Here is a 16190-nt window from a genome sequence, read left to right as displayed (position 1 = left end):
TCCGTATTGATTAAGCTATTAGCCCTTGGCTTGTCTTTGTATGTCGTCTTTTGTGCGTTCTCTTATGGTGTCGGAAATATTTACTATTTGAAGCTTGATGCCTACTTAGATCGCTGGCAGCGAAACAAGATGCCGACAAGGGACGAGCTGGACGACGCATTGGATGCCGGAAAAAAAATGCTGCGATGGCACTCAGATAACCCTGTTTATTTATCTGCATTAGCAAAGCTCCATGAATGGAGGGCATATAAAAGCTATGCTGCGCCAGAAATTTCAGTTAAGGAGCAGCTGCAAGCGTTGAGCTTTTATAAGCAGGCTACTTCTCGAAAGCGTGCCTGGCCTGATAACTGGATTGCTATGGCTAGGATTAAGGCTCAGCTTGGAGAGTTTGATTTAGAGTTCATGCGTTATGTCGAGCTTTCTGACAGTTACGGCCCTTTTAATTATGCTGTAAATAATGGTTTGGCTAAAATTCAGGTTCGATACTTTGATGTTCTTCCCGCTGATTTTTATTCATATGGCATCAAACATATTTCGCGCGTGTTAGACAACAACCGCTATCGCTACGCTCTACTCAAATACTCTCAATCCCTTGGTCGCAGCTCTATTGTTTGTACTGTCGCCAAAATTAATGAAGTCGAACGAGCTGTTGACAGTTCTATTTGTCAGGCACGCTCTTTGGAATGAGTATTGCTTGGTGTTATTTTCATCGAATACATAAATTGATCATATGTAGTCTATATGGTCTCAAATAATCTCTAGTACCTGGGTTTGTGTTTACAAGGAGTCAAAGGGTGACGTTTCGTAAGGATATCAACGGGCTTAGGGCGATCGCGGTCTTAACTGTCGTTATTTTTCATTTCGAACCAAATTGGCTGCCGGGCGGCTTTGTCGGTGTTGACGTTTTTTTTGTTATTTCCGGCTTCTTAATGACTGGGATTATATTTAGAGGCTTAGAGAAGGCAAACTTCTCGATTTTGTCTTTTTATGTAGCGCGCGCCAATAGGATTATTCCAGCTTTAGCTGTACTTTGTATAACGATGCTGGTTTTGGGGTGGATGATTCTCACGCCGAATGAGTACAGTACATTGGCTACTCATGTTGCAAGTAGTATTAGTTTTGTATCAAATATCGTTTATTGGAGTGAAGCAGGGTATTTTGACGCTGCGTCAAAAGAAAAGTGGCTCTTGCACACTTGGTCGTTATCTGCTGAGTGGCAGTTTTATATTCTTTACCCCCTTGTTTTGCTTGCGCTTAATCGATTGATGAGCTTAAAGTCGATTAAGCAATTAATCTGTATTGCGACAGTGTTAGGTTTTTGTTTTGCTGTCATTGCAAGTATCAAGTGGCCAAACCCTTCTTATTATTTGTTGCCGACGCGAGCTTGGGAGATGCTGTTAGGTGGGTGTGCGTTTTTATTTCCGCTAAGCCTGAGCCCCCAAATGAGACCGTGGCTGGAACGAATTGGCTTATCACTTATTCTGCTGTCAAGCTTTCTTTTAGATGAACATATACCTTGGCCCGGTTATTGGGCTTTCCTTCCTACCTTTGGTGCGTTTTTACTTATTCAGGCGCAGCGACAGGACTCTTGGTTAACGGCGAATCCCCTTTCTCAGAAGTTAGGTCTGTGGTCGTATTCAATTTACCTCTGGCATTGGCCGTTGGTTGTTATGATTTATCATTTCTCGCTTGGTCAGACCTACGTATATTTAGCAATTCTATTGTCAGTTGGTTTGGGGTGGTTGAGCTATGAATTGGTTGAGCGACGAAGCCTTAAAAAGATTACGAGTTGGTTTGGCTTGTTCACAATTAAGCCTGTACTTATGTCGGCGGCGCTCGTTCTGCTTTGTTCGATAGTGTATTTTGATGACGGTTTGGCGCATTCGTGGCGCCGGGGCGCGTCAACGCCTCAAGCCAAATTTATTTTGTATTATCAAGACAACAATACGATAGCTAAGCGCTACGACGCGGCGTGGCTAAAATGCAACACCTACCTAGCTCTGAGAGATTCCTCTACCTTAGAGACCGACCCATCTTGCGTCACTTCAAGAGGTGAAGGTGGCGTGTTTTTATGGGGGGATTCTCATGCGGAAGCGCTGTCACTCGGTTTGCGTACGGCTTTGTCTGAAAAAGGGGTTCCGTTTTACCAGAAAACATCCTCGGGTTGTCGCGCGTCTTTAAAGCCTCTGCCCCAAGAGACTGAAATGGCTAAGCGTGCATGCGACTATTCGAATAAATATGCCTTAGACAGCATTGCGAACTTAAAGCCTGATGTGGTTGTTATTGCTCAACGTAATCAGCATGATCAAACGGATTGGCTTTCTCTAGTGCAGCACCTAAAAAACCTAGGTGTTGGTGAGGTTATTGTGGTGGGGCCAACACCTCAGTGGAGTCCTTCTCTTCCCAGGGTATTAACTAAACCTATTCACTGGCAAAAAGACGATTTATATATTGCTGATAAAGGCTTTGACACGCCGGTTTATGACACAGATTTAGTGATGAGAAAGCGCCAGGGAAATAATGACTTATACTACGTGTCGCTTCTAGATTCTTTATGTTATGAACAGGAAGATGAGCTCTTTTGTAGGGCACGCTTTGAGGGCGGGGCGATTATTGCGCGTGACTACGGTCACTTAAGTGAGCAGGGCTCTGTTTATGTGGCAAACAATATATTAGTGCCTGCTCTGTCAAAAGTATTGAATTAGATTTGTCTTGTTTTTATTCAGCTTCTATGTCTTAGCCTAAGACTGTACCTATTTGGGCACAGCTTAACACTAGTCTGAAAGATCATTTTTCCTGCCCCTATCTTGCTTTATGTTGATGTTGTTTTTATTTGCGCCGATCTCACTTTTATGGCGCTCATTTATTCAAAAAAAGTGACATTCATCACAATATTGCTGGATATCTGACCGGGCTGGACATAAAATGCTCGCGCCGCATGACTCTCTCTATGTGGGCAATTGATTATTTTAATTAACTAAGGAGATGTGACAGTGATGTTATCTCGTGCTCTTTGCTTTTTCTTACTTCTACCTATATCCATTGCGGTTTCCAGCCAGTCCTATGCTTCTGATGCTCGTGCCAATATAATTTTTCTAATGGATGCTTCTGGCAGCGTTGGGGAAGAGGCCTTTGAGGACGAAAAACGCTTTGTGGCCAACCTCGCGTCATCCTTTGATTATCGAAAGGTAAATGTGGGTATTGTGCGTTTCTCAACGGGCGCTGATATTTTGCATTCCCTTGGTGATACACAAAGTGCTATTGCAGTAGAAGCTGCAGTTTTAGGTGCGAGCTATACAAAGGGCTCTACGTTTACCCGTACCGCGCTACAAACCGCTATGAAACAGTTTGATACCTATAGCGGTGACGAGAGTATGCGCTTTGTGGTTTTAGTCTCCGATGGCAACCCTTATCCTTCAAATACTCAAGACGTTTGCGATCTGAAAGACGATTTAAATGATCGATCAATTACAACACTTGGTTTATTGGTCGGTGACAATATCAACCTGCAAAAGCTTTCTTGTATTACTGACTATGAGAAGCTCATACCCGTTAAAGATTTTGGTGCCCTTGTAGATATTTCTTCAGATGGAAGTATTCCTAGTGGTCTGGCGGTGCTTCGAGACTTTGATCTGGATAGTGTCTTGAATAAAGACGAGTTACTTATCGATACTGATAATGACGGTCTGCCCAATTATATTGATAGTGATGACGATGGTGACGGCGTTTTAACTTTCGAAGAGGACTACAATGCCAATGGCAACCTGAATGATGACGACACAGATAGAGATGGTATAGCGGAATATCTAGATGCTGAAGTAACTGAGCCGATGGTAACCGCCAACGCCGGCCCAGATCAAATCGTGTTAGATCAAGTTCAGTTAGATGGGAGTGCCTCTACGGTTTTATCTGGTCTTGAAACAGCATCATTTACGTGGTTGATTGAGCAGAGTTGCGCCGACGGCGATTATTGCGAAGCCCCTTTTGAGCTTGTAGGTCAGGCGGTGACAGTCGACTTTGTTATGCAGGGTCACTATACCGTTACCCTAACTGTGGAGTCTGACGGATATAGCCATTCTGATAGTGCCGCTTTGGCGGTGTACGGTATGGCGTATAGCCCTGAGTACGTTGCTCAACTGAAAAAGAAACTCAAGAAATCTCGCTCCAAAGTTAAAGCGTTACGTGAAAAAATTAAAAAGTTAAAAGCTCGCATACAAGATCTGAAGAGCCGACTTCACGATGCTTTAGCTGATTGATTTATTAAGTGTCGCCAAAATTACGCTCATAACTGTATGCGCCTGACGTGCCAATAGCCATTTCTAAGAGCCAGCAACATACCGTTGTTGGCTCTTTTTTGTTTATTATTGGTGCGTGCTTGTTTAATGTGGGGCATTACTCTTAATCCATTAGCAAGAGAGATGTTATTTTTTCATCTTCTTTCTATTTATTTGTTAGTACATTCTTCATTCACTATGATTGGTCGCTCATCTCTGCTAATAATAGGGGCCCCTTCAATTATTGCAGAGATTTGTTATGGACCTGCCTGTCGAAGAGATGTCTTATGCTCAAGTTAAAGCGCTTTCTGCCAGTGTGTTTCGCCCAGGGTTTGTCTATGCATTGGCGTATCGTGACCATCCATTGGCAGGTGGTGGTGGCAATTTTATTTACATGCCAGGGGATTTTAGTCAGCTGGTAAAAGTAGACCCTTTGGAAGGTGTCTACGTTCGCTTAAATGAAGATAGTGATGCTGAGCGGGGAGTTCTAGTGCGACAGTATCACGGTGCCATTTGCCCCCATTGGTTTGGGGCTAGAGGGCAGGATGAATTCAATGATTCAGCTGCCATCTATGCAGCGAATGACTTCGCAGCTCATAGTGCTCGGCCCTTACGTTTTCAGAATAAAACCTACTACGTCGGACGCGCGTCGTTTGATATACAGGCCTTTTCTACAAGCTGGTTCTCGGAAGGTTATTGCCTTATCAAGTTTGACGGTTTTGCTGAGGATAAGAACTATGCGCTGCGTGTTCTCGGTACAGATAGCTACCTATCTACAGTACGTTTAGCGAAACCTTTTATTGCCAATATTGGTATATTTGGCACACCTACAAAAAACGAAGAAATTGAAGGTGTGGGAGTTGTCTTATCAGGTAATTCAACAGAAACACGCTTAAGTTCGGGCTCTTTTGACTATCTTTCCGTTCAGGGTTTTCGAACGGCTCTGAAGTTTAACGATCATTGCTGGAAAATTACGTTTAATAATGCGCGTCTTGGTTGGGGGATAATTGAAACGCCAAATTCTATTCAGGATTTTGGTGAGTCGATGATTTTTCGTGACTGTTTTTTCTACGATACGTCCGGTGAGTTTAGTGAGTTTCGCCGAGGGGAATGGAAATTCTTTGGTTGCTCTTTTGATAATGCGCCAATTCGAGCTTCCAACGATGTAATTTTAGATGTCTACGGTGGTCATTTTGAAAACCCTAAAAGCAAAAGTGAAGCACCGATGTTTGCCGAAGCCTATAACGAAGCGACAATTCGTTTAGACGGTACCTGGGTCGGTTTAAATAATCGTGCCGTTAAAGCACCTCCTTTTTTGTGTATGACCAAGCCTGGGTTGCCTGTTGGTATATCCTTTCATAATTGTAAGTGGATCTGCTACGACCAGTATGATGTGGTTGAGGGTGGCGCCAATGGTGGTGAACTGAATCATCAGTTTTTAGTTGATGGCGGTGGCAGGGTTACAGCTAGAGGCTGGAATTTTTTAAATTGGCGTGATTGGCTAGCAATACCGATGTCTGTGAGTAGTAATGTGTTAGTCAACGCCGATTTTGCTTCCGGCGATTTAACTGGTTGGGCACAAGCCATTGCACACCTTAATGGTGTTGGGACATTTGATGTTGAGATTACTAAGTCTAGTGGTAAGGGCGGCACGCCCTGTGCCGAGCTCATTGCTACATGTCAGTCCGGGCAGGCTTATGGTGGAACCATACAGCAAAGTGTTTCGGTAAGGCCGGGCGAGCAAATAGCAGGTGGTATTTGGCTGAAAAATAATTGGGATGCATCGAATAATGCAGGTTTACTGATCGTATCGATTGTATATAAAGATGCCCAAGGTGTTGTTGTCAATGAAATTCGCTATGCACCTTATACCAAGATGCTTTCTGACTGGACTTATCGGCGTGTGGGTGGGATTGTGCCGGTTGGTGCTGTTTCGGCAGCTTTAAGGGTCGAAGTACACGCAAACATTGGGCAGCGACATGTAACCGCATGGGTCGATGAGGCTCACTTGTCTGTTATGCCTTTGTAGTTGGTTGTGCTGGAGCTTTTATATTTTGCTGAAGAAAGCCCTCCTATCTGTTTTAGGGGCGTGATGCATGGCTTTAATGGCTTTTGCCATTGGCTGTTCGAGCAATACATAGCACAAGTGCCCAGACACTACTGATAAACCGGTTAAAGCTGCGATAAATACATAACCGTGCTCGGCAAGCCCGAATTTACTCAGAATAATTGAGCATATAACCAAAGCGAAGGGGTGGAATAGGTACAGGGAATAAGAAGAGTCGCCGCAAGCTTTAAGTATTTTCCAGGCTGATTGCTCCCTGTGTTTCTGAAAAACAGGTTCAAGCGACAGCATGCCGACAAAGAAAAGCAGGGCCGGTAGCCCGTAAGCTGCGACCCTGGGCAGATAATCGTGATTTTGGTTGACCAAAATTATCATGGTGCAGGCGAAGAAAATAAGGCTAACGCCAAGTGCCCGGTGCTTGATTGATGCATTGGCGAGGCTTAAATAGGCAAAAATACCAAAAGCAAATTCAAGCAAGAAGGGGCTGGTGATAAACGCTAGCACTTCGTTTTTCGATGCGCTTATTAATCCGAGGCCGGCCAGAGCAACTAAAATAAGCGCCGGAAACAAATAGCGTTTGGGCGGTACAAGGCTTAGGCAAGTGCAAAAAATAAAATAAAAAAAGAATTCAAAACTCAAGGTCCAGCCGTTGTTAATAAGATATTTATCTTCAGTTGGGAAGAGCAAGTACGAAGCGAGTATGTTTGTGCTACCGCCAGAACTATTTACTTTGTCTGGCATAATGAAATAAATAACAAGTGCAAAGCTGGTAAGTAACCAGTAAATGGGAATGATTCGCCTAATGCGCGCTTGTATAAAGCTGATTGGGCTAATTCGCTTTTGGGCTACTGTGTGGCACATAATGTAGCCCGAGATAATAAAAAAAAGATCTACCCCGACACCGCCGATATGAAACCACGATAGGGGGGCGTCGCCATATTGTTTCCCTTTTAATGCGGCGTGATGGACTACAACAAGAAAGGCGGCGATGGCTCGCATGTACTGAACCGAATAAATCATGCAAATGTACTCATTACAGTTGGCAAATCGGTGCATAGATGAGCTTGAGGAAGCCTAATAAACTCGGCTCTCAAGCTCATTTAAGAGTGATTTTGCCATACTATGAGTGCATTGTTTAGGGTTTTATCTTGCCAGTGTATTTATTGTTGTCTGTTGTCTAATTGGTTTGTCACTGTTTTACTTGTGAAAGGCCTTATACCAGGCAACAAATTTTTCTATGCCTTGGTAAATATCGACACTCGGTTGATGGCCTGTAGCACTGACGAGGGCGTCTATATCGGCATAGGTGCGCTGTACGTCGCCGGCTTGCATGGGCAGCAGAATTTTTTCGGCTTTTTTGCCGCAGGCCTGCTCAATGGCGTCAATAAAAGTGGCTAATTCTATCGGGTTGTTGTTGCCGATATTGTAAAGCCGATAGGGCGCGGTGCTTGTTGCCGGGTTGTTAAGTGGGTCTTGAGCATTGGCCTTGGGAATTACATCTTGAATGCGCACGATGCCTTCGACGATGTCGTCGATGTAGGTGAAGTCGCGCTGCATTTTTCCCTGATTAAATACCTTGATCGGTTTGTTGTTTAAGATCGCTTCGGTGAATAGCCACGGCGCCATGTCGGGCCTGCCGGCGGGGCCGTAGACGGTGAAAAAGCGCAGGCCGGTTGTGGCGATGTTGTAGAGATTGGAGTACGAATGCGCCATCAGTTCATTGGATTTTTTTGTCGCCGCGTACAGGGATACCGGGTGGTCGACGGCATCGCTTTCACTAAAGGGGATCTTGGGGTTCATGCCGTACACAGAGCTCGACGAGGCGTACACCAGGTGCTCAACGTCGTGGTGGCGACAGCCTTCAAGTATGCTCATTGTGCCAACAAGGTTGCTGTCGACGTAGTCAAAAGGCGCTTCGATGGAGTAGCGCACGCCAGCTTGTGCACCTAAGTGGATGACACGCTGGAACTTTTCTTTGGCAAACAAAGCCTGCATGGCTGCGCGATCGGCGAGGTCTATACGCGCTTCGCGAAAGTTGCTCTGATTTTGTAATTTATCTAGGCGATACTGCTTTAGACGCGGTAGGTAGTAGCTGTTTAAGTTGTCGAGGCCAACAACTTCGTGCTCGCTGTCGAGTAGGCGCTGGCAGGTCGCAGCACCAATAAAGCCGGCTGCGCCGGTGACAAGGTATTTCATATCGCTCTATCTAAGTTTGTCTATTCGCGGTTGCCATAATAACAGGCATGTTTTTCTATATGCTGCTGATAACCAGCGCTTGTGTTGGTTTTAGTACGACTTATTTTGCCGCCTTGATGGCGTTAAATACGCTTACGAAGCTGCGGGCGTTGTTTTGTATTTGCTCAAGGCTCATGCCCGCTCGATACAAAGCACTTCCGAGACCAAAGCCGGCGGCGCCGATATCCATATAAAGCTTCATGCTTTCTGGCGTCGGATTGATGCCGCCAACAGGCAGGCACAGCGTTGAACTGGGAAGCACCGATTTTAGTGCTTTAAAACCCTCAACGCCGATCTGGCTAATCGGAAAGAGTTTCAGCCCGCTGGCGCCGGCCGCCAGCGCGGCAAACGCTTCTGTTGGTGTCACCACACCGGGTAGGCACACACAGGCGGCGCTGCGGGCGTGTTTGACAACGGCCTCATTATAATTGGGCGTGACGATGAGTTTGGCACCGGTAGCGATAACTGCGTCTGCTTGCTCTGAATTTGTGACGGTGCCTGCACCAACTAGGTAGTCATCGCCGAAGTGCTCGACAAGCAGGCGAATCGAGCTGAGCGCATCGGGGCTGTTTAGCGGCACCTCGATCATTGTGAAACCTTCATCAATTAAGATCTTGGCCACATCGAGCACTTCGCTGCTTTTAACGCCGCGCAAAATGGCGATAAGTGGCAGCTGTTTATTCATATCAAAGCTGGTCATGATTGTGATTCCTTAATTAGCCTTTGCATGCCGGCTAGAAAGCAGTCGTTGCCGTTGATGATGTCGCTGTCCAGGCCTCGGTGCTTGCAGGCCAGCTGGTAGCGCTGGCTGAGCTTGCTGCTGCCAACAATATAGTAGTGCTTGGCTTTTGCTGTTTTGAGCTCGTTGCCAATTAGCATGCCGCTTAAATAGTCGGGTGCTGTTTTTTCATCGAGCTGTTTAAAGAGCCGGTGGGTCCATGTTCTAAATAGGCAATTGCTGAGTTGCTCGGTCGCCAGGCCATCGTCAAGCCCCTTAAAAAACGCGCTGTTGTGCTGGCCGAGTTCGCTCAGCTCTAAACCTTTGCCAAGTAGCATGTGCTGGCTGATGACAGCGAACAATTCACCGCTTAAATAACTGGAGAATGTTTGAATTTTGTTGCCGCGAATGTGCGCGTGTTTACTGTGTGTGCCGGGCAAAATGGCGTGAAATTCGCGGCTTTGACAGAGCTCGTCGAGGCCCAGCAGTTGTACCTCTTCACCGCGCATTACATCGTAGATATCGCTTTGCTGTTTGTGGCGTACGCCAGGCATGATCCGCGCCTCAGGCCCCCAAGGCAGTTGAAAACAATGAGCCTTTTGCGCCAATTCGCTGCAGCCGGCGGCGGTGTCGACGTACTGGACATTGACCCAACCTTTGGCAGAGCCGACCATGCCGGCCATGTAGACCGGTAAATGTTGGTAGTGCGCGCCGAGCCAGGTGTGCAGTGAGCCTTGCAAGGCTTCGGCAAATGCGCCGTTTTCGACCTTGAGCAGGCCGAGCTCGAGCTCGATGTCGTTCAGCACGCGGCCCGCATCGTTTACAGCAAAGGCGCGGAAATTACTTGTACCCCAATCGACGATGAGCCTGTCAGGCTGTTCACTAGGCATAGTTACTCATATTGTGTCTGTTTGTGTCGGCTTGTTTATATCAGGCGTAGTTGTGTGGCCAGTACTTAGCAAAAAGCGGCTTAGTTTGCTTGCAGATGTAGCGAAAGGCTAGTTTTTTTGCGCCTCTCGGCCAGTCTTTTGCCTACTTTGTGGGCGCTTTTGGCTCACTTTAGGGCAAAGATCCGTTAGAATACCGCGCCCTTGCGCTGCTGTTGTAGCACTTATTGCTTTTGCTTGCGGTTGAGCTTCGATAAAACCGGAGCTTGATCTTGGTAAGCGCCGACAATAGAACACAAGTATTGAGCGCAAGTCTCACGTGAAAACCAGGGTAGCTATGGCCGACAGTAACTTTGTCAATGACATCAATAAGCGACGCACGTTTGCGATTATCTCTCACCCTGATGCCGCCCAGCCTTTCAACGCTTAAAACCACCTTTCATTGCACACCACAATCACATCTCTACGTACTGAATTTAAAGGCTTTTTGTCTTTTTCTCGTTTCTTTGCTTTTCAATGATGTTCAAGCGTAACCTCGGAAAGTGTGTACAAACTTGAGTACAAATTCCGTTTTAGAGGTCTTTGGCGAAAATTCCATGACACAAATCTGGCTGTAGGCCTTGTGTTTACTGGATTTAACGTAAATAGTACTACCGTTAAAAAGAGTCTCTTTTTTTGGTAAATATTTTCTTCTGTACCAAATTACAAAATTTAATGAAGGGATTTATTGTTGGTGTATTTTTTTGCTTTAGCGTTTATTTTTGAAGGTGCTTGAACCATGTCTCTACGCTCAACGTTTTACTGTGCTTGAACCCATTGCAACGATCACCAACGTGGGCAATGACAGAACGCTTTTTGCTTTTATGGATTCGTACATTCATGACGATTAGCGTCCTGGGGCGGGACGCCGGTTTGGTTTCCTCAATAGGAACTGAATTAGTCCACCAATTACTTTAGTAAGCCAATGCGGGTCTATGCTTACGCAGGAGCTTCGGAACACTGTTTGTCAGAAGCTAGCAGAAGCTCGGTTGACAATTGGCACTGATAAAACAGTGTTTCAGTAGGCTTTGACGCAATAGGAGTCTTAATTGTTGGTTGCTCACTTGGCAAAAGAAATCTTCGTGATATGCGGGTTATCTACTTGAGCTTCAATTGCCGCGATCTCATCCAGCATCACTAAGCGCTCAGTATCTTTCACTTCTACTTTTATGCATTCCTCTCTAGTATTATTGAGAACAGTATCTTTCGCGATACAATCAATTACCTCCTTGGATTTTAGTGTTAATCTAATCGGGTATTGATAGGTGCAGGCGATCTCAATATAGTCATAATCTTGGCATGAAATCATCTATTTTTCCTTGTCCAAAATAGTTATTGCTTTCGGTATTGTTTTGGCGTCATACCGACATACTTACCAAAAGTCTTTGTAAAAGCGCGTTCTGATTCATAGCCGATTTTAAGTGCAATATCATCAACAGGTAGCTTAGTGTTCCTGAGCATTTCCTTCGCCCGTTGAATACGCAGTTGCGATAGATAGGCAAACATCGTTTCACCAACCAGGTCTTTAAACTGTTTGGCAAAAGCCGCTCGCGACATTCCCACCTGGCTGGCTAATCGTTCTATTGTCCATGATTCTTCTGGGGATCGATGAATGAGCTCCAAGGCCTTTGAGATACGCTTGTCATCAAGTGCCATAAGAAAGGAGTTTTTCTCCTGACGCCCGAAGTTAATCCTTATCAACTCAATCAAAACCACTTCGGTCAGTTTATTCACAATGAGTTCAGTTCCAGGATTCTGAGCCATATATTCGGCACTGAGCTGGTCAAAGGTGCTTTTTAGCCACGGGTGCTGATGCAGTTCTTCTTCACGCACAATCGTGCGCTGAGGAAAAATACTTTTCAAAGGTGTGAGCGTATCGTCATCAAAACTGCAATAGCCACATAACAAAAGTGTACTATCACTTGTAGCCGCAGATTTACCTATCGGCTGCTCACTCGTCAACACATGATCGATGCCTGGCCCGATAAAGATCAAGTCACCAGGGCCTAGCAATTCAGTCCTATCACCGACTGTTGCCCAACAATGCCCACGTCGGACCATATGAAAGCCCGCGTTTGACGAGCCATTAAATTCTTTTGTCCAAGGCGCTTCTACCTGACTACAAAAGTAGACGCTACCACTGACGCGTAATGATTTAAGAATATCACTGAGAATTTCCACAACATTTCATCTCCTGCCGTTCGCCACATCGAAAAACATCAAAGATATAAAGCAAAAATAAAATAATAGACGTTCTGTGTAAGAAATCAATACTTTTGTGCATTGTTAGTAACTACCAAAAGTCCATAATGAACACATCAAGACGAAACAAACAACACACAGATCAGAACACCAGCAGGAGATAGACGACGACAATGAAACAACCAAATAAGATCACAGTTTACAGCAAAGGCTACTGCCCCTTTTGCAAAATGGCGAAAGCAACGCTTAATAAACTAGGGCTGCGCTTCGAAGAATTGGATATTACGAACAACGCCCAGCTTGAACATGAGATGAAGCAGCGTAGCAAGCGAAGAACCGTGCCTCAAATATTCATAAATGAACAGCATATTGGCGGCAATGACGATCTGCAAACAGCTTTTAGAAGCGGCGAATTAGCACGGATTCTAGAAAGACATTCAACCGCAGCTTAACCCGTAAACATTGATACACCCTAAACACCCTAAACACCCTAAACTTGAAATGGAAGGTAAAACGCATGACTACAAATACTGCAACACATTTAACTGATAAGAACTTATCACAAACAACACGTTCATTGGACCTCACTATCTCTCGAATCGGCGACCAAGCACTTCGCTACTCAGTGGTGGTCGTATTGGCATGGATTGGTGCCATGAAGTTTTCGGCTTATGAAGCCGGCGCGATTCAAGGACTCGTTGCGTCAAGTCCGCTCACATCATGGCTGTATAACGTATTTAGTGTTCAAGGAGCTTCCAACCTAATTGGTACAGTTGAGCTGGTAACGGCTGCGGCCATCTTATTAGCACCCTTGCATCGACAAATTGCTATTGCGGGAAGCTTAGCAGCGATAGCAACCTTTACGGTGACATCAAGCTTCTTGCTAACGGCTCCGGTTTGGGAAGCGAGCTTGGGTGGCTTTCCGGCACTGAACGTCGTGCCAGGTCAGTTTCTCTTAAAAGATATTGTCTTGCTAGCAGCTGCCATATCCTTACTAGGAAAAGCACTTCGCTACAGTAAATAAGCAATTAATCCATCCATGAAAGGCACTAGCGATAGTGCCTTGTTTAACTCAGCTATAGGAAAACACGCTTCCTAAAGCGCGTAAATAACTGGAAATAACCATAAGTGAGTAAAGCATGACTGAAGAATATGATTATGACTTATTCGTGATAGGCGCCGGATCAGGTGGCGTACGCGCAGCGAGAATGGCCGCGTCGGCTGGTGCCAAGGTAGCCATTGCCGAAGAAAAATACCTAGGCGGTACTTGTGTTAATGTGGGTTGTGTCCCTAAAAAACTGTTCGTGTATGCATCACATTGGTCAGAGGAATTTGTAGATGCTGCTGGGTTTGGTTGGGAATTAGGTGAGCATCGTTTCAATTGGTCTACGTTACTACAACGTAAAAATAAAGAGATCGAAAGGCTTAACGGCATCTATCAAAACTTGTTAGAAAATGCAGGCGTGACTATCGTTTGGGGTCGTGCACGATTAACCTCTGCAAATAGTATTGAGGTAGATGGTAAAACCATCACGGCCCAAAAAATACTGGTGACCGTCGGTGCGACGCCAAGTGTGCCTGAGTTCCCTGGTTCAGAGCATGTGATCAGCTCAGATCAAGTGTTCTATTTACCTGAACTTCCCAAAAAGATTGTGATTGTCGGTGGTGGCTATATTGCTGTTGAGTTTGCAGGCATTATGAATGGCTTAGGTGTTGAAACGCACTTGATTTATCGTGGCGATAAACTCTTAAAGAACTTCGACCAGCCTACCGCGCAATTTGCTGCAAAGGAAATGCAAAAAAAAGGCGTCAACATTCACTATTCTACCAATATTACGAAAATCGACAGGCAGTCTGACGGTTCATTGAGTTGCTCACTAGATAATGGTCAAAGCATAGTGGCAGGCCAGGTGATGTATGCCACGGGTAGACGCTCACTAACCAACGATTTAGGCATCGAAAAAGTGGGGCTGATGACTCGAAATAACGCCACTATCGAAACCAATGAGCAATTCCAAACTTCAATCCCATCCATTTATGCCTTAGGCGATGTGATTGGAACACCGGAGTTGACGCCTGTTGCCACGGCGCAAGCCATGGTCTTTGTTAACCAGCAGTATGGCGATGGCACGCGCACCATTAGCTACGACAATATTCCTACCGCCATTTTTTGCCAACCCAATATTGGAACGGTAGGTTTGTCTGAAGAAGCATTGAAGGCGAAGGGCGTGGCAGTCGATGTCTACCAATCAGAATTTAAACACCTCAAGCACACCCTATCTGGTAGTGATGAACGTGTATTGATGCGTATGCTTGTCGACAAAGGCACACAGAAGGTGCTCGGCATGCACATGGTTGGGCCGGGTGCGGGCGAAGTTATTCAAGGTTTTGCCGTCGCGGTAAAAGCGGGCCTTACCAAAGATCAATTTGACGCCACTATTGGCATCCACCCGACAATGGCTGAAGAGTTTGTCACACTCAGGGATATTAGCTACTCGGTTTAAAACTACTTGGTTTAAAACTACAGGTTTCAAGGGCACAAGAAAATGAAAAACAAAGTTGAATTCGTTAGCAACGGTGTCACCTTGCGAGGCATGCTGGAGTCTCCTGATCAAAATGTCTCCAATTACGCACTATTTGCGCACTGCTTTACATGCGGCAAAGACATCGCGGCGGCCTCCAGAATAGCGAGAGCCCTGACTGAAAAAGGCATTGCCGTATTACGCTTTGATTTTACCGGCCTGGGGAACAGTGACGGTGATTTTTCTAACACCAACTACTCATCCAATGTAGAGGACCTAAAAGCAGCAGCGGACTTTCTGAAGCTGAATTACCGCGCCCCGAGCTTATTGATTGGCCATAGCTTGGGAGGGGCTGCGGTCTTATCTGTCGCCCATCAACTACCTGAAGTCAAAGCAATTGCGACGATAGGTGCCCCGCATGAAGCTCAGCACGTTGTTCACAACTTTGCCGCAGATGTCGACACGATCAACCAAGAAGGTCAGGCCGAAGTAACATTGGGCTTTAGAAAGTTTGTGATCAAAAAGCAGTTTATTGATGATGTCGCTCAATCAGAATCCAAGATTGGCAGTCTTAAAAAAGCCTTGTTGGTGATGCACTCACCGATGGATAGTACCGTTAACATCGCCGAGGCAGAAAAAATCTACAAAGATGCCAAGCACCCTAAGAGCTTTGTAAGCTTAGATAATGCGGATCATTTGGTATCCAATAAGGGCGATGCCGACTATATTGCCACCACCATTGCGGCATGGGCTAGCCGATATATCGAATTGCCCACGGAAGAACGCGTCTCCAAAGACGTCCACAAAGGCCATGTTTATGTTGAAGAGAAAGACCATAAATTCGCTCAGAATGTGTACAGTGACAGTCATCACTGGCTAGCAGATGAGCCGACGACCGTCGGAGGCAATAACTCAGGGCCAGACCCTTATGAGCACTTGCTTGCGGCGTTGGGTACGTGCACATCGATGACCATTCGGATGTATGCAAATAGAAAGAAGTGGCCATTAGAAAACATAGGGATCAATTTGTATCATGAGCGAAGCTACAATAAAGACTGTCAGCAGTGTGATGAAGCCCCGCAGCAAATCGACTATTTGAATCGCGAAATCACCTTGGAAGGCGATTTAGATAATGAGCAGCGTGAAAAGCTACTAGAGATTGCCGACAAATGCCCTGTACATAAAACCTTGCATGAGCATTTAGTGGTAAACACTAAACTAGGCGAACGTTAGCACGCACCAGAACAA

14 protein-coding genes are annotated in these 16190 nt (G+C 45.6%); 8 read left to right on the top strand and 6 right to left on the bottom strand.

Annotated features, from left to right (window positions below; translation table 11 throughout):
- Positions 1–6 precede the first annotated feature (6 nt).
- From CFK45_RS14270 to CFK45_RS14255, 4 genes are all read left to right on the top strand, one after another.
- Positions 7–687 carry a hypothetical protein gene (locus CFK45_RS14270; RefSeq protein WP_143247601.1) on the top strand — a complete coding sequence of 227 codons (681 nt, stop codon included), beginning with the start codon at positions 7–9 and terminating at the stop codon, positions 685–687.
- Positions 688–794: 107 nt separating this feature from the next.
- Positions 795–2705 (top strand): acyltransferase family protein, encoded by a 1911-nt coding sequence (locus tag CFK45_RS14265; protein ID WP_096087117.1) that lies wholly within the window; start codon positions 795–797, stop codon positions 2703–2705.
- A gap of 291 nt (positions 2706–2996) precedes the next feature.
- Positions 2997–4256: a VWA domain-containing protein gene (locus CFK45_RS14260; RefSeq protein WP_096087116.1), complete on the top strand. Its 1260-nt coding sequence runs from the start codon at positions 2997–2999 to the stop codon at positions 4254–4256.
- A 277-nt stretch (positions 4257–4533) separates the two neighbouring features.
- Entirely contained in the window at positions 4534–6303 is a 1770-nt protein-coding gene (locus CFK45_RS14255; protein WP_096087115.1) for a hypothetical protein, read from the top strand.
- Positions 6304–6321: 18 nt separating this feature from the next.
- On the opposite strand, the gene CFK45_RS14250 is transcribed toward CFK45_RS14255, so the two are convergent.
- The 6 genes from CFK45_RS14250 to CFK45_RS14220 form a co-directional block, all read right to left on the bottom strand.
- A complete protein-coding gene (locus CFK45_RS14250) occupies positions 6322–7359 on the bottom strand; it encodes an acyltransferase family protein (RefSeq protein ID WP_158224714.1) in 1038 nt (345 codons plus the stop codon).
- 177 nt (positions 7360–7536) lie between these two features.
- Positions 7537–8535, bottom strand: a complete 999-nt coding sequence (locus tag CFK45_RS14245; protein ID WP_096087113.1) for an NAD-dependent epimerase — start codon at positions 8533–8535, stop codon at positions 7537–7539.
- A 100-nt stretch (positions 8536–8635) separates the two neighbouring features.
- Positions 8636–9274: a 2-dehydro-3-deoxy-6-phosphogalactonate aldolase gene (locus tag CFK45_RS14240; protein ID WP_096087112.1), complete on the bottom strand. Its 639-nt coding sequence runs from the start codon at positions 9272–9274 to the stop codon at positions 8636–8638.
- Positions 9271–10182 (bottom strand): 2-dehydro-3-deoxygalactonokinase, encoded by a 912-nt coding sequence (locus CFK45_RS14235; protein WP_096087111.1) that lies wholly within the window; start codon positions 10180–10182, stop codon positions 9271–9273. The genes CFK45_RS14240 and CFK45_RS14235 overlap by 4 nt, the downstream gene beginning before the upstream one ends.
- A 1096-nt stretch (positions 10183–11278) precedes the next feature.
- Positions 11279–11527 (bottom strand): Rho-binding antiterminator, encoded by a 249-nt coding sequence (locus CFK45_RS14225; protein WP_096087109.1) that lies wholly within the window; start codon positions 11525–11527, stop codon positions 11279–11281.
- A 23-nt stretch (positions 11528–11550) separates the two neighbouring features.
- Entirely contained in the window at positions 11551–12399 is an 849-nt protein-coding gene (locus CFK45_RS14220; RefSeq protein ID WP_096087108.1) for an AraC family transcriptional regulator, read from the bottom strand.
- 194 nt (positions 12400–12593) lie between these two features.
- Between CFK45_RS14220 and grxC the strand changes: the two genes are divergently transcribed.
- The 4 genes from grxC to CFK45_RS14200 all read left to right on the top strand — a co-directional run bounded on the left by grxC (position 12594) and on the right by CFK45_RS14200 (position 16175).
- Positions 12594–12872 (top strand): glutaredoxin 3, encoded by a 279-nt coding sequence (grxC, locus tag CFK45_RS14215; RefSeq protein ID WP_096087107.1) that lies wholly within the window; start codon positions 12594–12596, stop codon positions 12870–12872.
- 65 nt (positions 12873–12937) lie between these two features.
- Positions 12938–13444, top strand: coding sequence for a YkgB family protein (locus CFK45_RS14210; RefSeq protein WP_096087106.1), 507 nt, complete (start codon positions 12938–12940; stop codon positions 13442–13444).
- Between the two features lie 115 nt (positions 13445–13559).
- Positions 13560–14924, top strand: a complete 1365-nt coding sequence (gene gorA / locus CFK45_RS14205; protein WP_096087105.1) for a glutathione-disulfide reductase — start codon at positions 13560–13562, stop codon at positions 14922–14924.
- Between the two features lie 42 nt (positions 14925–14966).
- On the top strand, positions 14967–16175 hold the full coding sequence (locus CFK45_RS14200) for a bifunctional alpha/beta hydrolase/OsmC family protein (RefSeq protein ID WP_096087104.1): 1209 nt from the start codon (positions 14967–14969) through the stop codon (positions 16173–16175).
- Positions 16176–16190: the final 15 nt, after the last annotated feature.

This window comes from Agaribacterium haliotis (genome assembly GCF_002312815.1).
GTDB classification, from domain to species: Bacteria; Pseudomonadota; Gammaproteobacteria; order Pseudomonadales; family Cellvibrionaceae; genus Agaribacterium; species Agaribacterium haliotis.
The sequence above is the reverse complement of the archived record's forward strand: the minus strand, read 5'-3'. Positions and strand labels throughout refer to the sequence as shown.